A 25,035-nucleotide genomic window follows, 5' to 3' on the forward strand; every position below is an offset into this window, starting at 1 on the left:
TGTATCACTAAGAGATCCCCAATGAAAATTTTACTCGTTGACGACGACCTTGAGCTGGGCACCATGCTCAGCCAGTATCTTATTGCCGAAGGTTTTGACGCCTCGCTGGTGCTGACCGGTAAAGCGGGCGTAAACGGCGCGCTGTCCGGCGAATACAGCGCGATGATCCTCGACATTATGCTGCCGGATATGAGCGGCATTGACGTGCTGCGCCAGGTGCGGCAGAACAGCCGCCTGCCGGTGATCATGCTGACGGCAAAAGGGGATAATATCGATCGCGTGATCGGTCTGGAAATGGGTGCCGATGACTATATGCCGAAACCCTGCTACCCGCGCGAGCTGGTGGCGCGCCTGCGTGCGGTGCTGCGCCGGGTTGAGGAACAGCCTGTGGCCGTGGAAAACAAAGATGTGATTAGCTGGGGAGAACTCACCCTCAACCCGGCAACGCGCATCAGCGAGTGGCAGAGCAAACCGTTCGATCTGACCGCTTCTGAATTTAACCTGCTTGATTTACTGCTGCGCGCCCCCGATCGCGTAGTGTCGAAAGATGAACTGTCCGAGAAAGGTCTGGGCCGCCCGCGCGAAGCCTACGATCGCAGCGTGGACGTTCATATCAGCAATATCCGTCAGAAGCTGGCTGCACTGACTAACGATACGATCAATATCGAAACGGTACGCAGCATCGGCTACCGCATCCGATGACCTCCCGATTTCGCGGCTTCCTGTTCTGGAAGATCCTGCTGGGTTTCTGGCTGACCTATATTGCCATCACCCAGCTGATGTGGCTGGGTTTCAGCCTGTACGGCAATCATCGCGAGCCGCCGGAAAATCTGGCCGCCCGGCGCATTGTGAATCTGCAAATGACCTCGGCGGTATCGGTTCTGCAAAACGGCGGGCCGGAGTCGCTGCGGGATATGATGATCGACTGGCCGGACAGCGATCGCCGCTTCTTCTCGGTTCAGCAGGTCGACGCCCTACCGCCAGATGCACCCAAAGATGAATTAAACCGCGATATGGCGTCCCGTGAATTTCCCCGGCAGGTGGTGGAATGGGTAACCGGAGCCGACGGCAAGTTCTACCAGCTGCGTTACGACGTGGCCGGGCTACGCCGCGACAGCCAGATGAACCGGCATCCTCGCAGTATTCTGAATATGCCCGAGCCGCTGTTTATCGTCGGCGGTTTCTGCGGGCTGCTGTTCAGCCTGTTCCTGGCCTGGAATCTGACGCGCCCGATGCGGCAGCTGCGCGAAGGGTTTGCAAGGGTTTCGACCGGCGATCTGTCGGTGCGGCTGTTTCCTAAAATGCGCCGCCGCCACGATGAACTGTCGGCGGTGGCCAGCGATTTTGATGCGATGGTGGAACGCCTGTCGGTGCTGGTCAGCGCCCGTGAAGAGCTGCTGCATGATGTTTCCCACGAACTGCGATCGCCGCTCGCCAGATTACAGCTGGCCACCGGGCTGGCGCGACAGACGCCCGCCTCGGTAGAAAGCTCGCTGGACCGCATTGATGAAGAGGCCCGGCGGCTGGATAAGATGATTGGCGAACTGCTGTCTCTTTCTCGCGCCGAACAGCAGAAAATCCCCGATGAACAGTATTTCGACCTGCTCGGCCTGCTGGAAGCGGTCACCAACGATGCGCGCTACGAGGCGCAGGTGCCCGGTGTGGAAATTCTGCTTAATGCCGACACGCAGCAGGATTACACGGTGAAAGGCGATGCGAACCTGATCCGTTCTGCCATTGAGAACGTGGTGAGAAATGCGCTGCGTTTCTCCACTCAGGGGCAGCAGGTGACCATTACGCTGCGGCAGGAAGGGGCCTGGCTGACGATTATCGTTCGCGATCAGGGGCCGGGGGTTGAGGCCGATAAGCTTTCCAGTATTTTCGATCCGTTCGTGCGCGTCAGTTCGCCGCTCTCAGGTAAAGGCTATGGCCTCGGCCTGTCGATCGTCCGCAAGGTGGTGCTGGCGCATCAGGGCGAGGTGAAAGCCATTAATGCCCGCGAAGGTGGCCTGGAGCTGACGCTTCGCCTGCCGCACTGGGTGGTATAAACCCTCCGGCCATCGCTTTGGCAATGGATGATATTTCAGATTTGAGGTTAAGGCATGAGCAGTTTGGCGAGCGGCAGGCAGCAGGAAGTTCAACGTATCGTTGACGCATTATCGATTGCTATTGCGCAGCACCGGCTCAGGCCCGGTACACGGCTGATAGAGGCACAGATCGTTGAGGTGCTCTCTGCGAACCGTAATCACGTTCAGGCGGCGCTACAGCGGCTGGCGTTGCAGCATATCGTCACTATCTCACCCAATCGCGGCGCCAAGGTGTCACAACCCTGTGCCAGAGAAGCGCGTGAGGTGTTTATTGCCCGACGGGCGGTAGAGGATGCGGTGATTGCCGGAATCGATTTGGAGAAGCTGGCGCGTTTCAGTGTAGAGATCGAAGCGCATCAGCAGGCGGAGCAGCGAGCGCTGGCCAGCGGGGATCGCCGCAATATCATTCGTGAGCTGAGCGCGTTTCATCTGCTGCTGGCAAAAATCAGCGATAACCAGGTGCTGAGTGAAATTCTGGCGAACCTGATGGTGCGTAGTTCGCTGATAGTCGCGCTTTATCAGCGCAATGACACCCCGGCTTCCCAGTGCGATGAGCACTGCGCGGTGCTGGACGCGCTGCGGGCGGGGCAGGGCGATGTTGCCCGTTCGCTGATGCGTGACCATCTGCATCATCTGGAACAGCAGCTGGATTTGATGGATTCACCCGCCGTTTCGCTGACGCTGCGCGACGCGCTGACCGGCAGCCAGCCATAAAAAAAGCCCCCTGATTGCTCAGGGGGCTTTCTGGTTTATCCGCGCTTACTTCTTGATGCGGATAACCGGGGTCTCACCGACGGTTACGCTGCCGGTCAACTTAGTCAGCTCTTTGATCTCATCCATGTTTGAGATGACCACTGGCGTCAGCGTTGATTTCGCTTTCTCTTCCAGTAAAGCCAGATCGAATTCGATGACCACGTCACCTTTCTTCACTTTCTGACCTTCTTCAGCGATGCGCTTAAAGCCTTCGCCTTTCAGTTCGACCGTATCAATACCAAAGTGAACGAACAGCTCAATACCGCTGTCGGACTCGATGGAAAACGCATGATTGGTTTCGAAAATTTTACCGATGGTGCCATCAACGGGGGCCACCATTTTATTGCCAGAAGGTTTGATAGCGATACCGTCGCCAACAATTTTCTCTGCAAACACAACGTCCGGTACGTCTTCGATATTGACGATTTCACCAGACAGGGGGGCTACGATTTCAATCGCACCCGATGCAGAATCTGACTTATCGCCAAAAAGTTTTGAAAACAAACCCATGTTCTTCTCCTAAGCAGTAATATTGGGCCAGCCGTCTCCGGGCCTTAGCAGAGTGTCTTTTCTTCAATGAACTTGTTGACCAGGTTCATCAACTCGTCCGCTGTTGGTTGTGCCAGAGCCTGCTCTGCTAGCGCCTTCGCGTCTTCAAAATTCGTATTACGAATAATTTTTTTGATGCGTGGAATAGAAATGGAACTCATGCTGAATTCATCCAGCCCCATTCCCAATAGCAGTAGTGTAGCACGTTCATCGCCTGCCAGCTCACCGCACATGCCGGTCCACTTACCTTCTGCGTGAGAAGCATCAATAACCTGCTTGATCAGCGTCAGAACGGACGGAGACATCGGATTGTAGAGATGGGAGATCAGATCGTTACCACGATCAACAGCCAGAGTATACTGCGTCAGGTCGTTTGTCCCAATACTAAAGAAATCAACTTCTTTTGCCAGATGGTGCGCAATCACCGCCGAGGCAGGGGTTTCCACCATGATACCCACTTCAATGCTCTCGTCGAAGGCTTTGCCTTCTTCACGCAGCTGGGCTTTCAGGGTTTCCAGTTCGGCCTTCAGGAAGCGCACTTCCTCAACGGAAATCACCATTGGGAACATGATGCGCAGTTTGCCAAACGCGGAAGCACGCAGAATGGCACGAAGCTGCGCATGCAGAATTTCAGTGCGGTCCATGGCGATACGGATCGCGCGCCAGCCGAGGAACGGGTTGTCCTCTTTAGGCAGGTTCATGTACGGCAGATCTTTGTCACCGCCGATATCCATGGTACGAACAATCACCGCCTGTGCGCCTACGGCTTCGGCTACGGCTTTGTAAGCCTGGAACTGCTCATCTTCAGTCGGCAGCGAGTCGCGGTCCATAAACAGGAACTCAGTGCGGTACAGGCCCACGCCTTCAGCGCCGTTACGCTCTGCACCGGCCACGTCACGTACGGTCCCGATGTTGGCGCAGACTTCAACCTGATGACCATCAAGGGTAATCGCCGGCAGGTCTTTCAGCTTGGCCAGCTCGTTCTTTTCAGAGTTGTACTGATGGGCAACCGCCTTCAGCTCATCAATCACGTCAGCCGTTGGGTTAACGTAAACTTTGTTGTTTACGCCATCCAGAATGATGTAGTCATCGTTTTTAATCTGGCTGGTCACATCACCGGTACCCACGATGGCCGGCAGCTCCAGAGAGCGCGCCATGATGGAGGTGTGTGACGTACGGCCACCGATGTCGGTAATAAAGCCCAGCACCTTGTTCAGGTTCAGCTGTGCGGTTTCTGACGGGGTCAGATCTTTGGCAATCAGCAGCACTTCTTCGTTGATTGCACTCAGGTCAACGATATGCAGGCCCAGAATGTTCTGCAGCAAGCGTTTACCGATGTCACGAACATCAGCAGCACGTTCTTTCAGGTATTCATCGTCGAGCTCTTCCAGGGCTTTAGCCTGGCCTTCAATGACGGAATAGGCGGCAGCGTCGGCAGTGGCGTGCTCGTCTTTGATCAGGGTAATGATTTCCTGCTCAAGCTCTTCATCTTCCAGCAACATGATGTGGCCTTCGAAGATTGCCGCTTTCTCTTCACCTAAGGTTTCCCCGGCTTTGACTCTGATCGCTTCCAGCTGCTCGGCAGCTTTTTTACGACCATCAAGAAAACGTTGAACTTCCTGATCGCACTGATCGGCAGAAATCTTTTTCCGGTTGATGACAATTTCATCTTCTTTCAACAGAAGAGCTTTGCCGAAAGCGATACCCGGTGATGCTAAAATGCCTGAAATCATAACCCTACCTTTCCTGTCTCTGATAATCATCGAAGGTGATGAACCGCTGATGACTGCATCGGTTAATTCACTCAGCGAGACTGACTTTGTCTGCGGCCTGTCTTGTTAGCTTTTGGCTATTTTATTAAAGCAATAACGCGGACATGCTGTCCGCGATCAAGATACCTACAGTATATCCGCTGACTTTTTATCCTGCCGCTGTGTGACAGGGAGTAAAGCGGTTACTATCAGCCAAAGCGTTACGCTGGATGATGGAAAAACGACCGTGATTACTCGAGTTCGGCCATCAGTTTAACCAGATGCTCAACCGCTTTCTGCTCGTCTTCACCTTCAGCAGACAGGGTCACAACGGTGCCCTGAGTCAGACCCAGAGTCTGCAGTTTGAACAGGCTCTTGGCGCTGGCAGATTTGCCGTTAGAGGTCACGGTGATCTCGGAAGAGAACGCTTTCGCTTCTTTAACAAACTGAGCGGCAGGGCGGGTGTGAAGGCCGTTTGGTGCAGTGATGGTAACTTCTTGCTGGAACATTATATTTCCCCAACTTAATTTGGTTTGGTGTTGTAGGCCTAAAGTTCAGGCGAAAGCCGGAACCTTAGCCGGTATGAGTCGCGCTGGCCTGGTACAAAGACTCGCCAAAAAATGCGCTGATAAGGTGGAAGCCAGACTGAGAGAAATTCGCAATTCACATCTCGCCGTTCCACACTTCATTATGCCGCTATTTGCCGCGGTGCGCCAAACCAGTAAAACGATTCAGCACGATCCAGGTCACGCGGCGATTAATTTTACGGATCAAAATAATTGGCAGCTTAAATACCAGACACTCGAGGGTAAAAGCAATCTGCAGGATGGTAAAAGTTTGACGGACTCCACAAAAAAGCACCCGATTGGGTGCTTTTTTGAGCAAATCACTGTGTTGACGATTACTGCTGCAGCTCTTTTTCGGTGAACAGATCGGCGAACAGAGCGGTAGACAGATAGCGCTCGCCGGAAGACGGCAGGATGACCACAATATTCTTGTTGGCGAAGGCTTCATCTTCCTGCAGTTTCAGCGCGGCGGCAACCGCTGCACCGGAAGAGATACCGGCCAGAATACCTTCGTCTTCCATCAGGCGACGTGCGGTAGAAATCGCTTCTTCGTTTGAGATGGCAACAACGCGGTCAACCAGATTCAGATCGAGGTTGCCCGGAATGAAACCGGCACCGATACCCTGAATCTTGTGTGGACCCGGCTTGATTTCGTCACCGGCCAGCGCCTGAGCAATCACCGGAGAATCGGTTGGCTCAACCGCGACGGTGATCAGCTCTTTTTTGCCTTTGGTGTTTTTGATGTAGCGGCTGACGCCGGTCAGCGTACCGCCGGTACCTACGCCCGCGATAAACACATCGACTTCACCATCGGTATCTTCCCAGATTTCCGGGCCGGTGGTTTTTTCGTGGATTTCCGGGTTGGCCGGGTTGCTGAACTGCTGCAGCAGCACGAACTTATCCGGGTTGCTGGCCACAATTTCTTCGGCTTTAGCAATCGCGCCTTTCATGCCTTTCGCGCCTTCGGTCAGCACCAGGTTAGCACCCAGCGCCTTCAGCAGTTTGCGACGCTCAACGCTCATGGTTTCCGGCATGGTCAGCGTCAGTTTGTAACCGCGCGCCGCGGCCACATAGGCCAGGGCAATACCGGTATTACCGCTGGTTGGCTCAACCAGTTCAATGCCAGGTTTAAGAATTCCGCGCTTTTCTGCGTCCCAAATCATATTGGCACCGATACGGCATTTGACGCTGAAGCTTGGGTTGCGTGACTCAACTTTCGCCAGAATGCGTCCATTACCGATGCGGTTCAGTCGAACCAGCGGCGTATGACCGATTGTTAACGAGTTGTCTTCATAGATCTTACTCATAGCCTGTCCTTAACTGTATGAAATATTGGGAACGGTCTAGAGCATACCGTGTTCAATTTATCAAGGAAGTGAAGAAATCGTATATATATATGTTCTGCTGAAATAAGCCCTGCCGAAACGGCATATAGATAAAACTAAGGCTGCGCAGGGCGCGTTTGCACCCTGTCGCAGTGTCCGAGAAGGGAGAAGGGGGATTAGCGGGCCGACCCCAGCGTGGCGCGGTAGCGGTCCACCCACATCGCCGTTGCACCGCAGACGGCCACCGGCATGATCGCCAGATTCAGAATCGGGATCAGAGTGAACAAACTGACCAGCGCGCCGAATTGTAAATTATCGGTTTTGTTCTGCCGCAGTGCTGAACGCATCCGCGCAAAGCTGACTTTGTGGTTATCGAAGGGATAGTCGCAGTACTGGATTGCGAGCATCCATGCGCTGAACAGGAACCACAGTACCGGTGCCACGGTCTGGCCGAATCCCGGGATGAAATAGAGCAACAGCAGCACAATGGCGCGCGGCAGATAGTAAGCCAGCTTCTGCCACTCGCGTTTCATAATCCGCGGAAAATCTTTCACGATAGCCGACCAGCCGCTATCGGGCAGCGGCTGACCGGTGAGGCGCGCTTCCAGCTGTTCGGCCAGCAGGCCGCAAAAAGGTGCTGCAATCCAGTTGGCGAGAGTGGAGAAAAAATAGCTAAAGACTAGAATAATGGAGAGAACGACCAGCGGCCACAGCAGATAGCTGAGCCACTGTAGCCAGCCTGGGACCATGGACATCAGTTCGGGTATCCACTGACCGAGACGGCCAAACAGCCAGATAAAGGCGCCGCCCATCAGAAGGATATTGACCAGCAGCGGGAGAATGACGAAACGGCGAATGCCGGGCAGGCGGATCAGCTGCCAGCCTCGGGCAAAATAGTGGGCACCGTTATGACCATTGTTGGAATTATTTAGTACCATGTAATGCTTTATCTCCTATTCTCAGGCTGGTTTCGGCTATCATAACCCAGCTGTTTGCGCTTTCCAGGGCAAGATTGCGCGAAATTACAGCAAAAAAGCGTCCTCGACTCAGGATATTTGTCAGAAAATACTGCACAGACTTGCACTTGTGTACTTGGGCAAATACAGTTAGAGGATAAAGTTTGCCGCGGTGGCAAGGTATTGGAACAACAGAGAATACAATGATGCAGGATTTGCGTCTGATATTAATCGTTGTTGGCGCGGTCGCAATTATAGCGCTTTTACTGCACGGCCTGTGGACCAGCCGTAAAGAGCGTTCATCAGTTTTTCGCGACCGTCCGCACAAGCGTTTAAAGCAGGACAGAGAAGAAGCTTTCGAGGATGACGAAGAAGGTATGGATGACGTGCGTGCCACGCGCAGCCCTCCTGAACCGTCGGACCCTTCCCTGGGTGGATTCAATGCCGGGGATGAACCGCCGCGTCAGCCTCAACCTCGCCCGGAGCCGGTTCGTCACTCGCCTCCGATCGTTGAGGAACAGCCTGAACAGGATCCGTTGTTCGGCGGTGATGTGCGCCATAGCGCACCACCTGAGCCTCATTATGACGAGGTTCCGTCGCGCCGCGCTGAGCCGGTGCTGAACGTTGAACCGGTTGCACGTGCTGAAGAGCCTGTGGCCAAACCGGTATCCGCGTCTGGCACCGAGCCGCGTCGAGTTGAACCGGCACAGCCAGCAGCCCAGCAGGCACCGGTCAGCGTCGAACCGCCGCGCGAAGCTGCACCGAAGGAAACCGTTCTGGTCCTGCACGTATCGGCTCACGCCGGTGGCAGCATCAGCGGTGAAGCGCTGCTGCAGGGCGTACTTCAGGCGGGCTTCCAGTTCGGCGAAATGAATATTTTCCATCGCCATCTGAACCCGGCGGGCAGCGGGCCGGTGTTGTTCAGCCTGGCGAACATGGTGAAGCCGGGGTCGTTCAACCCGGATAACATGTCGGACTTTACCACCCCCGGCATCTCTATCTTTATGATGGTGCCATCCTACGGTGATGCGAATCAGAACTTTAAGCTGATGCTGCAATCCGCACAGCGCATCGCCGATGACGTGGGTGGCGTGGTTCTGGACGATGAGCGCCGTATGATGACGCCGCAGAAGCTGGAGTCGTACAAAGGGCGCATTCGCGAAGTCGTCGACGCCAACAGCCACTAAAAAATTCTGACAATCCTGCTTATCTGACCCCCGATTTCGGGGGTTTTTTATCTCTGATGGTGCCGCCAATGCAATCCGTACAAGACAAACTCACCCATCTGAAAGCACTGCTTCACCACCATGAATATCAGTATCACGTGCTCGATGCGCCGGAAATTCCGGATGCGGAATACGATCGCCTGATGCGTGAACTGCGCGATCTGGAAGCCGGGCACCCGGAACTGATCACCTCCGATTCTCCGACCCAGCGCGTGGGCGCCGCCCCGTTGGCGGCGTTTGAACAGGTTCGTCATGAAGTCCCCATGTTGTCGCTGGATAACGCCTTTGATGAAGAGAGCTACCTGGCCTTCAACAAACGGGTACAGGATCGCCTGAAAAGCAGCGAGGACATCGTCTTCTGCTGTGAACTGAAACTGGACGGCCTGGCGGTCAGCCTGCTGTATGAAGATGGGCTGCTGGTTCGCGCGGCCACCCGAGGCGACGGTACAACCGGTGAGAACATCACCTCGAATGTGCGCACCATTCACGCCATTCCTCTGCGCCTGAAGGGCGACAATATTCCGGCGCGGGTTGAAGTCCGTGGCGAAGTCTTTATGCCGCAGGCTGGCTTCGAAAAAATGAACGATGAAGCGCGCCGTACCGGTGGGAAGGTCTTTGCCAACCCGCGTAACGCGGCGGCGGGGTCGCTGCGTCAGCTGGATCCGCGCATCACGGCTAAACGTCCGCTGACCTTCTTCTGCTACGGGCTGGGGCTGTTGGAAGGCGGTGAGATGCCACGCAGCCATATTGAGCGCCTGCAGCAGTTTAAAGCCTGGGGCCTGCCGGTTAGCGATCGCGTGCGCCTGTGCCACAGCGCCGACGAAGTGCTGGCCTTTTATCGTCAGGTTGAGGCAGACCGACCGCAGCTGGGTTTTGATATCGACGGCGTAGTGATCAAAGTGGATTCGCTGGATCTGCAGGAGCAGCTCGGTTTCGTTGCCCGTGCGCCGCGCTGGGCGGTGGCGTTTAAGTTCCCGGCGCAGGAGCAGATCACCACCGTGCGCGACGTTGAGTTTCAGGTGGGGCGTACCGGGGCGATCACTCCGGTGGCAAGGCTGGAGCCGGTGCTGGTTGCCGGAGTGATGGTCAGCAACGCCACGCTGCACAACGCCGATGAAATTGAGCGTCTTGGGCTAAAAATTGGCGATCGCGTGGTGATCCGCCGTGCCGGAGACGTTATTCCGCAGGTCGTCAGTGTGGTCGAGTCCGCTGAAGATGCGCGAGAAATAGACTTCCCGACCCACTGCCCGGTCTGCGGCTCGGACGTTGAGCGTGTAGAGGGGGAAGTCGTTGCCCGCTGTACAGGTGGCCTGATCTGCGGTGCGCAGCGTAAAGGGGCGCTGAAGCATTTCGTCTCCCGTCGGGCAATGGACATTGACGGCATGGGCGAGAAGATTATCGACCAACTGGTGGATAAAGAGTACGTGCTTAACGCGGCGGATCTGTTCGATCTGACTGCCGGTAAACTCACCGGGCTGGATCGCATGGGGCCGAAATCGGCGCAGAACGTGGTAGATGCACTGGCGAAAGCAAAGCAAACGACCTTTGCCCGCTTCCTCTACTCGCTGGGGATCAGCGAAGTGGGCGAGGCGACGGCCGCCAACCTCGCCGCGCATTTCGGCACGCTGGAGGCGCTGATGGCGGCCGATATCGACGCGCTGATTGCCGTGCCGGACGTGGGTAAAGTGGTCGCCAGCCACGTACGCAATTTTATGGATGAAGAAAGCAACCGTGAGGTTATCCGCCTGCTGGTTGAGAAAGCGGGCATTCACTGGCCGGAAGTGGTGGTGGTGAAAGCGGAAGAGATCGACAGCCCGTTCGCGGGTAAAACCGTGGTGCTGACCGGCTCATTAAACGTGCTGTCGCGCGATGAAGCCAAAGATCGCTTAACGGCGCTGGGCGCGAAGGTAAGCGGCAGCGTGTCGAAGAAAACCGACCTGGTGATTGCCGGTGAGGCCGCAGGCTCTAAGCTGGCGAAGGCGACGGAGCTGGGCATTCCGGTGATTGATGAAGCGGAAATGATTCGTTTACTCGGTGAGTAATATGGAAAAGGAACAGCTGGTTGAGATTGCCAATACGGTGATGCCGTATGGCAAGTACAAAGGGCGGGTGTTGATCGATCTGCCCGAGGAGTATCTGCTGTGGTTTGCCCGCAAGGATGAGTTTCCGCAGGGCAAGCTCGGCGAGCTGATGCAGATTACGCTGGCGATCAAGATTGAGGGGCTGGAAGGGCTGGTTAAGCCGCTGAAGCGGGGATAGCGGTTGGTGCTTGTTGCCTGCGGGCTCTGAGATAGCCTGGCTGGCTGTTCCCCCGTTCGGTCTGGTCCTCGCGCCGCGTTGCGGTGCCCTCACTCCGTACGTCAGCCGGACGGACCGCCACAGACGGGCCGTCCTGGCCCGGCTGTGCCTTTCGCCAGCGTCCATGCTGGCGAATCCTGGCTTCCTTTCTGCGTTCAGCGCTGTGGATGACTCGATCGGGGGAACAGCCAGCCTGCTGATGAATATCGGTGGCGTCTGTTAAACACTCTGATTTAAGTGTGCGGTGCTATGTAGCAAAGACATCGGCTTGAAGTTGTCAAAAGCGAGTTCGATGTTTCAAATACCTTTATTGTTAGCTATAGAAATAACCTGCGGTCTGGATGGTGGATCATGCCTGTTGCCTGCGGGTTCGGAGGATGCGCTGGCTGGCTGTTCCCCCGTTCGGTCTGGTCCTCGCGCCGCTTTGCGGTGCCCTCACTCCGTGCGTCAGCCGGACGGACCGCCACAGACGGGCCGTCCTGGCCCGGCTGTGCCTTTCGCCCGCGTCCATGCGGGCGAATCCTGGCTTCCTTTCTGCGTTCAGCGCTGTGGATGACTCGATCGGGGAAACAGCCAGCCTGCTGATGAATATCGGTGGCGTCTGTTAAACACTCTGATTTCCATGCGTGGTTTTGTGCTGCCAAGAATTGCGCTTAATGTCGTTAAAAGCGAGCAAAATGCATCAAGGGGAACGGCCTCTGCGGCTGAAGGGCAATCCGCAGCGCTGAGGAGCAGGCAGCGGGGCCGGAGATGGCAGCAGGGATGCTGACATCAGGCGTGGCGCGGGCAGGACGCCCGCTCCAGGCCGGTCCGAAAGACCCGATGCCGAAACCGAAGGAACCGCAATGCGGCGCGAGGACCGCCCGGAAGCCGCAGAGGCTGTTCCCCAGCCCTCCATGTACCAGCCATTCAGCAAAAAGCCGCCTAACCCTCAGTAACTTAAACTGCAGCAAAAAAATAGCCGCTCCAAATGAAGCGGCTATTTCGGCATTCCGAAAGGTCACAGGCTAATCGCCCATCCAATCAGACTACTTCTGCGACTCTACCAGCGGCTTGCCCGCTGCCGACTGCGCAGCCAGCTTCTCGCCCGACTTTTTATAACGCTGGGCCAGCATCGAACACACCATCAACTGCACCTGATGGAAAATCATTAACGGCAGCACAATAATCCCCACCGCTGACGACGGGAACAGAATATTTGCCATTGGCACCCCGTTCGCCAGACTCTTCTTCGAACCGCAGAACAGAATGGTAATCTCATCCGCCCGGTTAAAGCCAAACAGGCGCGCCGCTGCAAGGTTGATCGCCAGAATCAGGAACAGCAGAACCAGACTACCGACCACAATCCACAGCAGAGTGCTGACGCCAACGCGCGTCCAGATACCGTTCACTACCGCTTCGCTAAAGGCGGAATAAACCACCAGCAGAATCGACGTCTGATCCGTCTGGCCGATCAGCTTGCGGTTTCTTTCCACCCAGGCACCAATCCAGCGGCGGGAAATATGCCCGACGATAAACGGCACCAGCAACTGCAGCATAATCTTACCGATCTGCTCAAAGTTACCGGTGGCAGCATCGCTATTGACATTCATTAACAGGCCAACCAGCAGCGGCGAAATAAACACCCCCAGCAGGCTGGACGCCGATGCGCTACAGACGGCAGCGGCAACGTTGCCCCCGGCCAGCGACGTCAGCGCGATTGAAGACTGCACGGTGGCGGGCAGAATGCACAGATACATAAAGCCGGTGTAGATCTCGGTACTGAGCGGCAGTGGATGCCACCAGACCAACAGCATACCCAGCGCCGGGAAAATAACGAAGGTGCTGAACATCACCCACAGATGCAGGCGCCAGTGGCCGCCACCGGCAATAATCTTTTCTTTTGAAAGTTTTGCACCGTGCATAAAGAACAGCAGGGCGATAGCGGCGGTAGTCAGCCATTCAAAAAAGTCGACGAAGTGGCCACGTGCGGGAAGAAATGAAGCCAGCAGAACGGTGGCGATCAGTTTCAGCATCAGCGGATCGAGACGAAAGTTACCCATTGTTAAAGCCTTGTTATAGAAACATCCGGCTATTGTGCGACGAGTGGGTTTAGAAATAAAATTGATTTATTGAATGAATATATGAGGTGAATCGATGAATTACACATTACGCCAGCTACGTGTCTTTGTGGCGGTAGCCGCGCAGGGTAGTTTCAGCCAGGCGGGGCAAACCATCGGCCTCAGCCAGTCTGCGGTCAGCCATAGTATTAAAGAGCTGGAAGGGGAAATGGGGATCCGCCTCCTCGACCGTACCACCCGTGAAGTGGTGCTTACGGAAGCGGGCGAACAGCTGGCCAGCAGGCTGGAACACCTGCTGGAGGAGTTGAACAATACGCTGCTCGACGTTCGCAGCTACGGTCAGCAGCGCAGCGGTACGGTGCGCGTTGCCGCCAGCCAGACCATCTCGGCGCATCTGATGCCGCAGTGCCTGGCCGCCGGGCAGCTGAACTATCCCGAAATCCGGGTGATGCTGCGCGATCGCCCGCAGCAGTGGGTGCTGCAAAGCATTCGTAATGCGGAGGTGGATTTTGGTATCGTCATTGGCCCGCTGCATTCGGACGATCTGCAATGTGAGGCTATCCTCGATGAGCCCTTCCTGCTGCTGTGTCGTATGGATGACCCGCTGGCGCAGCAGCAAATCATTCACTGGCATATGCTCAATCAGCGCACGCTGGTGCTGCAGGATTATGCCTCCGGAAGTCGCGTACTGATCGATGAGGCGCTGCGGCAGCAGCAGGTGCAGGCCGATATCGCCCAGGAAATTGGTCATCCGGCTACGCTCTATCCAATGGTGGAGGCGGGGATTGGCATCAGCGTTTTGCCTGCCCTGGCGCTGCCGCTGCCGCAGGGAAGGCCGTTAATGGTCAGAAGGATGGTGCCGGAAATAAACCGTACCATTATGCTGGTGCGGCGTAAAAACCGTTCGCTGACCCCCGCCGCTGAGGCCATCTGGCAGGAGGTCCGCCAGCAGGCTGCGCTGTTGACGAAGCAGCGCAGCATCGCGCCGCCCTATTAGCCTGATGATGCTCAGCACCGGGGATGGGAGGGATATTAAACGGATGAAAAAAGGCCAGGATGACAACGTTGAGTTTTCGTATCACGGATAGCGAAAACTTAATGATAAAAATCATTCAGGCCGTATTTATGAGAAAACGACTCGCCGCTGAGGTTTACAATTCTCTAACTCTCTCTTTTATGAAAACATTCCATGCAGAGTCATCGTAATTTGCCTTTTGTCGCCGCCTTTGCCGGGATGGTCTCCGTTCAGTCCGGGGCGGCCTTTGCTAAAACCCTTTTTCCACTGGTCGGTAGCGACGGGGTGGCCGCATTGCGCCTTGGGATATCGGCGATTGTCCTGCTGGTTATTTTTCGTCCCTGGAATATCAGGAAAGACGACATTTCGTGGCCTTCAATGCTGCTGTATGGCGTGATCCTGGCGCTGATGAACCTGCTGATTTACCGCGCCTTTACCTTTATTCCCGTGAGTATCGCGATTTCCATCGAGGTGATGGGACCGCTGCTGGCGGCGCTGCTGACATCGCGGCAGAAGTCCGATCTGATCTGGATTGCGCTCTCAGCTCTGGCGATGGTGCTGCTTGCCGCCGGGGATGTTAAAGGGGAAATCGATCTGCGTGGGGTCGGCTTCTCGCTGGCGGCGGCGATGTTCTGGGGGTTGTACGTGATTATTGGCCGACGGGTTTCAGGCGGTGGCGGGCGCTCCGTGGCGATCGGTATGACGATTGCAGCGCTCATCGCGGTGCCACCCGGCGCCATTCAGGCCGGGATGGCGCTGTTCTCGCCTGAGATCCTACTGGTCGGTTTTAGCGTGGCGGTGCTGTCGAGTATGCTGCCGTTCCTGCTGGATATGTACGCTATGCGCTGGCTGCCTTCACGGGTGTTCGGCGTGCTGCTGAGCGGTTCTCCGGCGGTCAGTGCCATTGCGGGGTGGCTGGTTCTGGATGAAACCCTGAGCCTGATACAGTGCGCCGGTATTGCCTGTGTAATGGCCGCCTGCGCGGGCTGCGCGCTGTTTTCCAGGCAGCGAACGGTATCCTGATAATTACGGCCTGTCGTCCAGATCGAATAACGGAATTTTCAGGCCGGTTTTCACCGGGTCGAGTACGATCAGCGTGCGATAGGTGAGAATATCCATATTGTCGGCAAAATGTTGCCTGACAAGCTGTTCGAAGTGCTGTAAGTCGCGGGAAATCATAATGATGATAAAAGAGACGCCGCCATTAACGAAATAGCACTGCTGGATCTCCTCAACGTTGCGGAAATAGCGCTTTGCCCGGTCCATCACCAGACTGCGATCTTCAACCAGCCTCGACTCGATCACCGCGGTTATCGGATTGCCGACCGTTGCCGGGTCGATCACAGCAACATGACTTTTAATCACGCCTTTTTCTTCCAGTCTGCTTATGCGGCGTTGAATTGAGGGTGTGGAAAGCCCCACCCGTTCGGCAATGGCCGCGTGCGGCAGGCGATTATTATCCTGCAGGATATTGAGGATCGCGAGGTCGAAGCGGTCCAGATCGTTTTTGCTGATTTTTTTTCTCATGTTTGCCGTGCATTAGGTGCTTAATGGCCAGTTTGGCGAGTGCATTAATCATTGGGTTCGGAAACTTTACCACAGCGGGTGAGGTGAGGTATCTAAGCCGCGATGGGCTAAATTGAGTTTTCTGGCTATGAGGTCAGATATCAGTAATTTTGGGTGATGAATGCTGAATGTTGAATGTTGAATGTTGAATGTTGAATGTTGAATGTTGAATGCTGGGCGCTTTTTTGTCGTTATGGAGATTGCGCTGGCTGGCCGTGCCCCCGAGAGGGCGCTCCTCGCGCCGCTTGCGCGGTCCCTTCACTTCGCTCGTCAGCCTGCCGGACCGCCAAAGACGGGCCGTCCATGGCCCGGCTTTGTCTTTCACCCGCGTCCATGCGGATGAATCCTGGCTTCCTCTCTTTATTCAGCGCTGCGGATTGCCCTCTCGGGGGCACAGCCAGCCTGCGGTATTGCTTCCGTAGTCCATGACAGATGCAAAAAATAACGATCGCGACGTTCAAGGGGAATCTGCCTGGTTATGTCTGCACCTGCATTAAACGTTCTGACAGGCAGACGCGTGGGCGATTCAAATCCTGGCTTCCTCTCTTCGCCCAGCGCTGCGGATTATCCGGTTGCGGGACCGGCCAGCCTGCTGTGTTGCTTGCGGAAATAAACAAACTGCGAAAAAAACAGCCAGCACGATACCCAGGGAGTTTAAAGTCAGCCGATCTGGATTTTGTTTGAAAGCCGCGTTCGCGTTACGTAAAGGGGGAACGCGGCTGTCGCCGAAGGTATCACATAAAGCGTGACGCGAGGACCGCCCGTAACCGCAGCAGCGACGTGAAGCCAGGCTCCGCCCCGCCCGAATAGCAGACAGCAAAAAGGCGCCTTTAGGGCGCCTTCTTAACATTGGTGGGTCGTGCAGGATGACTCGGCTTCGCCTCGCCCTCCGGGTCGTTGCCGTGGGCAACGTTGTCTCACTGCGTTCGACCCGAACCTGCTGCAGGTTCAAATCCTACCCGAATCGCAGACAGCAAAAAGGCGCCTTTAAGGCGCCTTTCTACATTGGTGGGTCGTGCAGGATTCGAACCTGCGACCAATTGATTAAAAGTCAACTGCTCTACCAACTGAGCTAACGACCCGATATGGTGGGTGATGACGGGCTCGAACCGCCGACCCCCTCCGTGTAAAGGAGATGCTCTACCAACTGAGCTAATCACCCATATCGTTACTGCTGCGATAAGTTGAGATTGGTGGGCGATGACGGGCTCGAACCGCCGACCCCCTCCGTGTAAAGGAGATGCTCTACCAACTGAGCTAATCGCCCAATCTCAGGACTTATCTACACTGCGAGCCTACCTAAGTAGATGGTGGGTGATGACGGGCTCGAACCGCCGACCCCCTCCGTGTAAAGGAGATGCTCTACCAACTGAGCTAATCACCCCCGCTGTGTGGAGTCGCATTATAGGGATCCGCGAAAATGAGTCAACGCTTTTTATGAGTAAAATGTGAGTTCGCCTTAAAAATAGTCAGGATGTTCTGATTTCAGGCAAAAACAGAGGCTTGCCGAAGAAAATCTCCGCAATGACCGGGGCAGAAGTGGGGATTGGCGTTGAGGATTCGTCTTTGAGTGATAGAATATCTGCCACGAAAATCAGACTGGCAAAATTTGCCCTGACTCTGGCCAAAGCATCCGCGTAATAAGGCATTCATTAATGAAAATCAAAACCCGCTTCGCTCCCAGCCCAACTGGCTATCTGCACGTTGGCGGCGCTCGTACCGCACTTTACTCCTGGCTGTTTGCCCGCAATCACGGCGGTGAGTTTGTGCTGCGTATCGAAGATACCGATCTGGAGCGTTCAACCCAGCAGGCGATCGATGCCATTATGGACGGTATGAACTGGCTGAATCTCGACTGGGATGAGGGCCCGTACTATCAGACCAAGCGTTTCGATCGCTATAACGGGGTGATCGACCAAATGTTGGAAGCCGGTACCGCGTACAAATGCTACTGCTCTAAAGAACGCCTGGAAGCGCTGCGCGAACAGCAGATGGCCAATAATGAGAAGCCGCGCTACGACGGCCGCTGCCGCGACAGCCATGAACATCACGCCGACGACGAGCCGTGCGTGGTGCGCTTCCGTAACCCGCAGGAAGGGTCGGTTATTTTTGACGATCAGATCCGTGGCCCGATCGAGTTCAGCAACCAGGAACTGGACGATCTGATTATTCGCCGCACCGACGGCGCGCCGACCTACAACTTCTGCGTAGTGATCGATGACTGGGATATGGGCATTACCCACGTTATCCGCGGCGAAGACCATATCAACAACACGCCACGCCAGATCAATATCCTGAAAGCGATCGGCGCACACGTACCGGTTTATGCCCACGTTTCAATGATCCTGGGTGACGACGGCAAAAAACTGTCTAAACGCCACGGCGCGGTCGGCGTCATGCAGTATCGTGATGACGGCTATCTGCCGGAAGCGCTGCTGAACTATCTGGTGCGTCTGGGCTGGTCCCACGGCGACCAGGAGATTTTCTCCGTTGACGAGATGAAAAAGCTGTTCGATCTGGATGCAGTCAGCAAATCGGCTAGCGCTTTCAATACCGAGAAGCTGCAGTGGCTGAACCATCACTACATCAATACGTTGGCACCAGAGTACGTGGCGACTCACCTGCAGTGGCACATCGAGCAGGAAAACATTGATACCCGCACTGGCCCGCAGCTGTCACAGCTGGTGACCCTGCTGGGCGAGCGTTGCAAAACGCTGAAGGAAATGGCGGCATCCTGCCGTTACTTCTATGAAGACTTCGATGATTTCGATGCCGATGCGGCGAAGAAGCACCTGCGTCCGGTTGCGCGTCAGCCGCTGGAAGTGGTGCGCGACAAGCTGGCCGCCGTGGCAGACTGGACGGCAGAAAACGTTCATCACGCCATTCAGGCGACGGCGGACGAGCTGGAAGTCGGCATGGGTAAAGTGGGAATGCCGCTGCGCGTAGCCGTAACCGGTGCCGGTCAGTCGCCGGGCCTTGACGTCACCGTACAGGCGATCGGTAAATCACGTAGTATTGCGCGTATTGAAAAAGCGCTGGCGTTTATCTCCACTCGCGAGGGCTGATTTCAGGCGGTCATCAGGCTATTCGTCAACTGGCTGAGCCTGTTACCGCTGATTTCTTTATGCCCGCGTGAATCAAATTCGCAGTTAGAGATGCACGCAGCTATTCAGGCAACCGCTAATTATTCCATTAAAAAAGGCTCATGACGATCATGAGCCTTTTATTTACTCCAGTAACTGTGTCAATTAACTGATGTGGAATACACCGTTATTGGCTGCAGTACTGATGGTTAAGCGTTACGAATACCTAACCTTTGCAAAATCCCCTGAATTCCCTCACGCAGCAGTAATGCCGTCAGCTTTTCCTGTTCATCGGTGCTCAGTTGCTGCAGCGATGAAACCAGTAAAGCAGAAAGAGAACTCTGATTAACACGGTAGTGCGCCGTAGGTTCCGTTGCATGACGTGTTGATTTCAGGAATGTTTTTACCTGTTCATCAATAAAAATCATTCGGGCTTTACCGCCCTGAACACCGGGTTTTGGAGCTGTTGTCCAGCCCTCTTTCTTCACCCATTTATTGATGGTTTGTCTGCTGAAACCTGTTTGCTGTGCCAGTTCTTCCGGCGTTAACCAATCCTTTTTCACTATCTATCCCTTTTAGCCGAATAAAGTAATTGAACATATTACAACAATTCATCACTCGAACAACTAATACAAATTACTAACCTTTAGCTAAAAGAGTGGAAAAGTTCGCGGGATAACAGGAAATTTCCCCCGCAGCGGGCGCGCGGGGGAGAATATATTAGCGAGAAACAGCCACTTCTTCGGTGCGGGGACGGTAGGCAATATAGTAAGCCAGGCCAACAAACACCGCGCCGCCAACGGTATTGCCGAGGAATACGGCAACAAAGTTTGGCAGATATTCGGCCCAGCTCAGGTAACCGGCAAAAATAGCGGCAGGAACGATAAACATATTCGCTACGACGTGCTGGAAACCGATGGCCACAAAGGCCATAACCGGAAACCACATGCCGAAGATTTTACCGACCACGTCTTTACTGGCAAATGCCAGCCAGGTGGCAAGGCAAACCAGCCAGTTACAGCCAATACCGGAGATGAACGCGTGCATAAAGTCCGCGTTAACCTTCGCGCTGGCAATCGCCACGGTTTTCTTCAGGTAATCACCTTCGGTCATGCCGATCATATGGCCAAACAGCCAGGCGATGGCCACGCTGCCGATAAAGTTACCGATGGTCACCCAGAACCAGTTGCGCAGCAGGCTTAACGCACTAATTTTGCGGGCAAACCAGGCAACCGGTAGCAGCATCATATTTCCGGTCAGCAGCTCGCCGCCGGCCAGTACGGTCATAATAATTCCGACCGGGAAGACGGCGGCACCAAGCAGTACGCTGAAGGAACCCCAGTCGGCAGGCAGCTGATTAATCACGTGGATATACAGCAGGAAGCCGAAGGCGATAAAGGCTCCGGCCAGAAAACCAAGAATCAGCAAAGAAGAGATGGGCGAACGGCTTTTCACCACGCCTGCCTGAACGGCAAGAGCAGCAATTTCTTTTGGTGTGTGCAAAGACATGAGGGCTCTGATTTATAGTGATAATAAACTGCCGGATTCCGTCGCGTGCTGAAACGCGCGCATCCAGCGCAGAGAAGGCCCGGCATCCAAATTCGGGCGCAAGTTTTGCACGCTGGGTTAACAAAAACAAGCACCTTTACTTATAAAAATTACCAATAATTAACAGCGAAAGATAAGTGGCTGAACCAGCGTAAATCATCGGTATTTCCTGAAGGAAGCCGTATAGCGGTGACAATAACCTGCTGGAATGGATTCGTTGCGGCGGGGAGTCAAAAACAGGGAATTAACGTTTTTATCATCGCTTTGGCGGCTTTTTCAGCGATCGATCTCAGATTGTTAATTTGCCGTTGACACCAACCCCGCTGTTTCATATTATCCCCGCCGTCAACACGACACGGTTTTTCGGACTGGGGGTATAGCTCAGCTGGGAGAGCGCTTGCATGGCATGCAAGAGGTCAGCGGTTCGATCCCGCTTATCTCCACCAAATCTTACCAGAAGATTCAGGTGGCACCGAAAAACAGAGTTTTAGTAGTGGGGGTATAGCTCAGCTGGGAGAGCGCTTGCATGGCATGCAAGAGGTCAGCGGTTCGATCCCGCTTATCTCCACCAAATTCTCAACGTCGCGTTAAAAATTAAATCTGCTTCGGCGGATTTTTTTTCGTCCGTATTTTATGGCCGTGACGCCGATCGCCTAAAGAAGCGGGGTAGCCCGCGACAGGCCCCCCGTTTATCGCTTACTTCACTACCCGAAACCCATGGGTGCCATCACGATCCAGCTGCGTAATCAGCCCGCGTTCCCAGTCCAGATAAGCCTGCAACGTGGCTGGAGGGATATCTTTGCCTTCATAAGGGCGCGGGTAGCGATCGACGCGCGGCAGCAGCAGGTGGGTTTCGCCGCATTCTACCGGCAGGCCAGCGGCTTTCCACGCCGTGTTACCGCCCTTTAGCGCCAGCACTGGTTTGCCGGTCAGCTGTTCCAGTTTCGGGATGGAATAACGCGCCAGCAGGCTGCTGCCGCAGGTCACAACATAGCGCGGTGAATCCGGCAGCACGGCGTCTCCCCCGGTGGTCAGTGCCGAACGCTGGATCCAGGCGGCACCGGGAATATGCGCATTAGCGTAGTTGGCGCTGGTGGTGAAATCCAGCACCTGAATCTCGCCGTCGACAAGCAGAGTCGCCAGTTCCGTCGGTTCAACCTCCGGCAGCGTAGGCTGTGGCGGAACGCGGGGTGACCAGCCGCCGGTGGCGTTGAAGTCCGCCACGCTCAGGCCATCCAACACAAACGCCTGCCAGCCCATCTGTGCCAGCCAGGACGCGCTGATATTGGCGCGTACGCCATCGTTGTCGATCAGCACAATCCACGCACCGCGAACGCTGGCGTACTGATCGGTTTCCTGAATAAGCTGCCCGCCGGGAACGTGACGCGCAGCGGGTAAATGCCCCTGCTGATATTCCGCCTCATCGCGCACGTCAAACAGATAAACCGTGTGCTTATCCTGCTGTAGCCAGCCGCTCAACTCCTCGAGCGTGGCACGCTGTACCCCGGCCTTATCTGCCAGCGTACGCGCATGGCGTGCCGCATGCAGGTGGGCGGTGTCACTGACTTCGCCATAGCGATGTGACTGATCAGATGTCAGTTTCAGGCCCGCCAGCGTCCAGCCCAGAATGCCATCGCGCAGGGTGTAAACCGGGTTAGGCAGTCCGCTGTCAATCAGCGACTGCGCACCGATGATGCCGCGAGTGCGATCGGCGCTGACCACAACGATGGCCGTTTCCGGTGAGGGAGCCAGATCCCGGCTGCGCAGCACCAGCTCGCCGGCGGGGACGCTGATGCTGCCTGGAATGCTTTGCGTCTGGTACTCGTCGAAGCGTCGGGCATCCAGCACCACTACGCTGCTGCCCGCCTGCCGCAGGGCATTGACCTCTTCAGCAGAGAGGGAAGGCGTTTCGGCGCGTTTCTCGACCAGCTCGCCAAACGCTTTGCTGGGGGCGTTGACGTCGCTGAACAGCTCACCGCCCGCTTCGCTCCAGCCGGACAGCCCGCCCGCCAGCAGCGCAACGTCGAGATAGCCGATCTCGCGGAGTCTGGCGACCGCCTCCTGCGCCAGCCCTTCACCGTTATCGTAAACGGTGACCGGCGTGGTCAGACGGGGAATGCGGTTGAGGATCTCCAGATCCAGCTTGGAAAGGGAGATATTCACCGCAAACAGCGGATGTCCGCTGGCGAACTGGACTTCTTCACGGACATCAATCAGCGTCACTTCCTGGTGATTTTGCAGCGCCAGGCGCAGTTGATGGTAGTCGCGGGTTAACAGAGTATTTTCAGCCATAAGAGGGTTCCAGACAGAGAGTGAAAGAAGGCGTAACCGCCGAGGGATGGCAATTCTGAGGGCAACACTAAGCCGGATTAAAAGACGAGTGAAATCAATAATTGTTCGTTATTAACCAGCAAATCAACAATGCTGCGGCGCAGCGTGTTGCGATCCGCGAATGAAATACCAGACGCAAGACTGGGTGGAGGTGATCGCAGGCAAATGATGACGGAAAGTACCGTAAATGGATGTGGCCAGAACGAGCGGCAGCGGACAGCGTAAGAATGATGTGACGGTGGGAAAAGCAGTTACAGCAGGATGCTGCGGATTGACCGAATGAAAATCGGGGCCGGCTGGCCCCGATCCGTGTTACAGCACCAGTCCGGCGATAGAGGCCGACAGCACGCTAACCAGCGTTGAGCCGTACAGCAGTTTCAGACCGAAGCGGGAAACCACGTTACCCTGCTCTTCATGCAGACCTTTGATCGCACCGGCAACGATGCCGATAGACGAGAAGTTCGCGAAGGAAACCAGGAACACCGAGAGGATACCTTCCGCACGCGGCGACAGCTGGGAAGCAATCTTCTGCAGATCCATCATCGCAACAAACTCGTTAGACACCAGTTTGGTTGCCATAATGCTGCCGACCTGCAGCGCTTCACCGGCAGGCACGCCCATCACCCAGGCAAACGGGAAGAACACGTAGCCGAGGATCCCCTGGAAGCTGATGCCGAAAATGGTATCAAACAGGGCGTTGATGGCGGAGATCAGCGCGATAAAGCCAATCAGCATCGCGGCAACGATAACCGCCACTTTGAAGCCGGCAAGAATATATTCACCCAGCATCTCAAAGAAGCTCTGACCTTTATGCGTATTGTTCAGCTTCAGGTCTTCTTCGTTCTCGACGCGATAGGGGTTGATCAGCGACAGCACGATAAAGGTGCTGAACATGTTGAGGATCAGCGCGGCCACGACGTACTTCGGCTGCAGCATGGTCATATAAGCACCGACAATCGACATAGAAACGGTCGACATGGCGGTCGCTGACATGGTGTACATGCGGCGTTCGGACATTTTTCCAAGAATATCTTTATAGGCGATAAAGTTTTCTGACTGTCCCAAAATCAGCGAACTCACCGCGTTAAAGGATTCCAGTTTGCCCATGCCGTTGATCTTCGACAGTACCGTACCGATGGCGCGGATGATGATCGGCAGAATACGGAAATGCTGCAAGATACCGATCAGCGCAGAGATAAAGACGATCGGGCACAGTACATTCAGCCAGAAGAAGGCCAGACCTTTGTCGCTCATATTACCGAAGACAAAGTTGGTACCTTCCGCTGCGTACTTCAGCAGTTTTTCGAACAGGTCTGAGAAGCCCTGAACGAAGCCGAGACCGACTTCAGAGTTCAGGAAGAACCAGGCCAGCAGAACTTCGATCACCAAAAGCTGGATAACGAAGCGGACGCGGATATTTTTTCGGTCGCGGCTGACCAGTAAGGCCAACAGCGCAACCACCGCCAGTGCCAGTGCAAAGTGCAGAATGCGGGACATGTTTGCTCCAATAATTTGAGGGCAGTTATATTTCGTTGCACATTCTATGTAACAAGGTTTGGAAAAACGAGACTTAATCCACAATATAACAATTAGCTATTACAGCTTTTTGCAGAAAAGCATGAGCCGTCACAGGTTTTTCTCTCGGGTCTGCGAATTTTTCCCCGCGTCATTCGTTTACTTCATATTACTTAGCGTAATCGTGGCGAAAAGGCGATGAAAAAATCACCCGCTGTATGGTAAGTGAATGGCGAATACCCTACAGTGAAAGAGGTTGCTCAATTTTTGACTTTGGCGTATTTTAAGCCAAAGTATAGCCAGTGCTATATTTCATAGCGCCGGCTATCACAGCGATTACAATAATCATTACAAATGCTGTTGATAATCATTATCATCTATGGCGAAATAGTCTGTCAGTTGCAGA

The 25,035-nt window shown here is 55.0% G+C and carries 21 protein-coding genes, 6 tRNA genes and 1 other RNA gene; 12 read left to right on the forward strand and 16 right to left on the reverse strand.

Annotation, left to right across the window (positions count from 1 at the left end; translation table 11 throughout):
- Positions 1-21 precede the first annotated feature (21 nt).
- From EC836_RS23380 to EC836_RS23390, 3 genes are read left to right on the forward strand one after another with little or no spacing between them, the layout of a single operon-like run.
- Positions 22-702, forward strand: a complete 681-nt coding sequence (locus EC836_RS23380) for a response regulator transcription factor (protein WP_123337673.1) — start codon at positions 22-24, stop codon at positions 700-702.
- Positions 699-2,048, forward strand: a complete 1,350-nt coding sequence (locus EC836_RS23385; protein ID WP_123337675.1) for an ATP-binding protein — start codon at positions 699-701, stop codon at positions 2,046-2,048. Before EC836_RS23380 ends, EC836_RS23385 begins: the two co-directional genes overlap by 4 nt.
- A 54-nt stretch (positions 2,049-2,102) precedes the next feature.
- Positions 2,103-2,801: a GntR family transcriptional regulator gene (locus EC836_RS23390; protein WP_123337677.1), complete on the forward strand. Its 699-nt coding sequence runs from the start codon at positions 2,103-2,105 to the stop codon at positions 2,799-2,801.
- A gap of 45 nt (positions 2,802-2,846) precedes the next feature.
- Here EC836_RS23390 and crr read toward each other — a convergent pair whose 3' ends face one another.
- The 3 genes from crr to ptsH form a co-directional block, all read right to left on the reverse strand.
- Positions 2,847-3,350, reverse strand: coding sequence for a PTS glucose transporter subunit IIA (gene crr, locus EC836_RS23395; RefSeq protein ID WP_123337679.1), 504 nt, complete (start codon positions 3,348-3,350; stop codon positions 2,847-2,849).
- 44 nt (positions 3,351-3,394) lie between these two features.
- Positions 3,395-5,122 carry a phosphoenolpyruvate-protein phosphotransferase PtsI gene (ptsI, locus tag EC836_RS23400; RefSeq protein WP_123337681.1) on the reverse strand — a complete coding sequence of 576 codons (1,728 nt, stop codon included), beginning with the start codon at positions 5,120-5,122 and terminating at the stop codon, positions 3,395-3,397.
- 269 nt (positions 5,123-5,391) lie between these two features.
- A complete protein-coding gene (gene ptsH, locus EC836_RS23405; protein WP_048915267.1) occupies positions 5,392-5,649 on the reverse strand; it encodes a phosphocarrier protein Hpr in 258 nt (85 codons plus the stop codon).
- A gap of 73 nt (positions 5,650-5,722) precedes the next feature.
- Here ptsH and EC836_RS24760 point away from each other — a divergent pair, with 73 nt between their 5' ends.
- On the forward strand, positions 5,723-6,067 hold the full coding sequence (locus tag EC836_RS24760) for a hypothetical protein (RefSeq protein WP_158612810.1): 345 nt from the start codon (positions 5,723-5,725) through the stop codon (positions 6,065-6,067).
- On the opposite strand, the gene cysK is transcribed toward EC836_RS24760, so the two are convergent.
- Both cysK and cysZ read right to left on the reverse strand, forming a co-directional pair.
- Complete coding sequence (gene cysK / locus EC836_RS23415) at positions 6,042-7,013, reverse strand: cysteine synthase A (protein WP_105593309.1); 972 nt, start codon at positions 7,011-7,013, stop codon at positions 6,042-6,044. The genes EC836_RS24760 and cysK overlap by 26 nt on opposite strands.
- A 194-nt stretch (positions 7,014-7,207) precedes the next feature.
- Entirely contained in the window at positions 7,208-7,969 is a 762-nt protein-coding gene (gene cysZ, locus EC836_RS23420; RefSeq protein WP_123337685.1) for a sulfate transporter CysZ, read from the reverse strand.
- Positions 7,970-8,190: 221 nt separating this feature from the next.
- Here cysZ and zipA point away from each other — a divergent pair, with 221 nt between their 5' ends.
- The 3 genes from zipA (at position 8,191) to EC836_RS23435 (ending at position 11,472) form a co-directional block, all read left to right on the forward strand.
- Positions 8,191-9,174: a cell division protein ZipA gene (gene zipA / locus EC836_RS23425; RefSeq protein ID WP_123337687.1), complete on the forward strand. Its 984-nt coding sequence runs from the start codon at positions 8,191-8,193 to the stop codon at positions 9,172-9,174.
- 68 nt (positions 9,175-9,242) lie between these two features.
- Positions 9,243-11,255: an NAD-dependent DNA ligase LigA gene (gene ligA, locus EC836_RS23430; RefSeq protein ID WP_123337689.1), complete on the forward strand. Its 2,013-nt coding sequence runs from the start codon at positions 9,243-9,245 to the stop codon at positions 11,253-11,255.
- Between the two features lies 1 nt (position 11,256).
- Positions 11,257-11,472 carry a DUF3820 family protein gene (locus EC836_RS23435; protein ID WP_123337691.1) on the forward strand — a complete coding sequence of 72 codons (216 nt, stop codon included), beginning with the start codon at positions 11,257-11,259 and terminating at the stop codon, positions 11,470-11,472.
- Between the two features lie 1,067 nt (positions 11,473-12,539).
- On the opposite strand, the gene EC836_RS23440 is transcribed toward EC836_RS23435, so the two are convergent.
- On the reverse strand, positions 12,540-13,553 hold the full coding sequence (locus tag EC836_RS23440) for a bile acid:sodium symporter family protein (protein ID WP_123337693.1): 1,014 nt from the start codon (positions 13,551-13,553) through the stop codon (positions 12,540-12,542).
- Between the two features lie 94 nt (positions 13,554-13,647).
- Here EC836_RS23440 and EC836_RS23445 point away from each other — a divergent pair, with 94 nt between their 5' ends.
- Both EC836_RS23445 and EC836_RS23450 read left to right on the forward strand, forming a co-directional pair.
- A complete protein-coding gene (locus tag EC836_RS23445; RefSeq protein ID WP_123337695.1) occupies positions 13,648-14,568 on the forward strand; it encodes a LysR family transcriptional regulator in 921 nt (306 codons plus the stop codon).
- Between the two features lie 192 nt (positions 14,569-14,760).
- On the forward strand, positions 14,761-15,609 hold the full coding sequence (locus EC836_RS23450) for a DMT family transporter (RefSeq protein WP_123337697.1): 849 nt from the start codon (positions 14,761-14,763) through the stop codon (positions 15,607-15,609).
- A 3-nt stretch (positions 15,610-15,612) separates the two neighbouring features.
- On the opposite strand, the gene EC836_RS23455 is transcribed toward EC836_RS23450, so the two are convergent.
- The 6 genes from EC836_RS23455 to EC836_RS23480 all read right to left on the reverse strand — a co-directional run bounded on the left by EC836_RS23455 (position 15,613) and on the right by EC836_RS23480 (position 17,536).
- Positions 15,613-16,113, reverse strand: coding sequence for an Lrp/AsnC family transcriptional regulator (locus tag EC836_RS23455; protein ID WP_199735267.1), 501 nt, complete (start codon positions 16,111-16,113; stop codon positions 15,613-15,615).
- An 889-nt stretch (positions 16,114-17,002) separates the two neighbouring features.
- A non-coding RNA gene (locus tag EC836_RS23460) (RtT sRNA) lies at positions 17,003-17,127 on the reverse strand.
- A 31-nt stretch (positions 17,128-17,158) separates the two neighbouring features.
- Positions 17,159-17,234 (reverse strand) — tRNA-Lys (locus EC836_RS23465).
- A gap of 4 nt (positions 17,235-17,238) precedes the next feature.
- Positions 17,239-17,314, reverse strand: a tRNA-Val gene (locus EC836_RS23470).
- Between the two features lie 29 nt (positions 17,315-17,343).
- Positions 17,344-17,419 (reverse strand) — tRNA-Val (locus EC836_RS23475).
- A 41-nt stretch (positions 17,420-17,460) separates the two neighbouring features.
- Positions 17,461-17,536 (reverse strand) — tRNA-Val (locus EC836_RS23480).
- A 271-nt stretch (positions 17,537-17,807) separates the two neighbouring features.
- Between EC836_RS23480 and gltX the strand changes: the two genes are divergently transcribed.
- Positions 17,808-19,217 carry a glutamate--tRNA ligase gene (gene gltX, locus EC836_RS23485; RefSeq protein ID WP_123337699.1) on the forward strand — a complete coding sequence of 470 codons (1,410 nt, stop codon included), beginning with the start codon at positions 17,808-17,810 and terminating at the stop codon, positions 19,215-19,217.
- A gap of 227 nt (positions 19,218-19,444) precedes the next feature.
- Here the strand turns inward: gltX and EC836_RS23490 are convergent, their stop codons facing one another.
- Both EC836_RS23490 and EC836_RS23495 read right to left on the reverse strand, forming a co-directional pair.
- A complete protein-coding gene (locus EC836_RS23490) occupies positions 19,445-19,798 on the reverse strand; it encodes a YfeC-like transcriptional regulator (RefSeq protein WP_123337701.1) in 354 nt (117 codons plus the stop codon).
- Positions 19,799-19,955: 157 nt separating this feature from the next.
- Positions 19,956-20,744: a formate/nitrite transporter family protein gene (locus tag EC836_RS23495; RefSeq protein WP_123337703.1), complete on the reverse strand. Its 789-nt coding sequence runs from the start codon at positions 20,742-20,744 to the stop codon at positions 19,956-19,958.
- A gap of 409 nt (positions 20,745-21,153) precedes the next feature.
- On the opposite strand from EC836_RS23495, the gene EC836_RS23500 reads away from it, so the two are divergent.
- Both EC836_RS23500 and EC836_RS23505 read left to right on the forward strand, forming a co-directional pair.
- Positions 21,154-21,229: transfer RNA gene (locus tag EC836_RS23500), tRNA-Ala, on the forward strand.
- A gap of 49 nt (positions 21,230-21,278) precedes the next feature.
- Positions 21,279-21,354: transfer RNA gene (locus EC836_RS23505), tRNA-Ala, on the forward strand.
- A 125-nt stretch (positions 21,355-21,479) separates the two neighbouring features.
- Here the strand turns inward: EC836_RS23505 and EC836_RS23510 are convergent.
- The gene (locus tag EC836_RS23510) at positions 21,480-23,075 is read right to left on the reverse strand and encodes a rhodanese-like domain-containing protein (protein WP_123337705.1); all 1,596 of its coding nucleotides are present in this window, start codon (positions 23,073-23,075) and stop codon (positions 21,480-21,482) included.
- A 351-nt stretch (positions 23,076-23,426) separates the two neighbouring features.
- On the reverse strand, positions 23,427-24,611 hold the full coding sequence (locus EC836_RS23515; protein WP_123337708.1) for a NupC/NupG family nucleoside CNT transporter: 1,185 nt from the start codon (positions 24,609-24,611) through the stop codon (positions 23,427-23,429).
- Positions 24,612-25,035: the final 424 nt, after the last annotated feature.

The sequence above is a fragment of the Erwinia sp. JUb26 genome (assembly GCF_003751505.1).
In the GTDB taxonomy this organism is placed as follows: domain Bacteria; phylum Pseudomonadota; class Gammaproteobacteria; order Enterobacterales; family Enterobacteriaceae; genus Erwinia.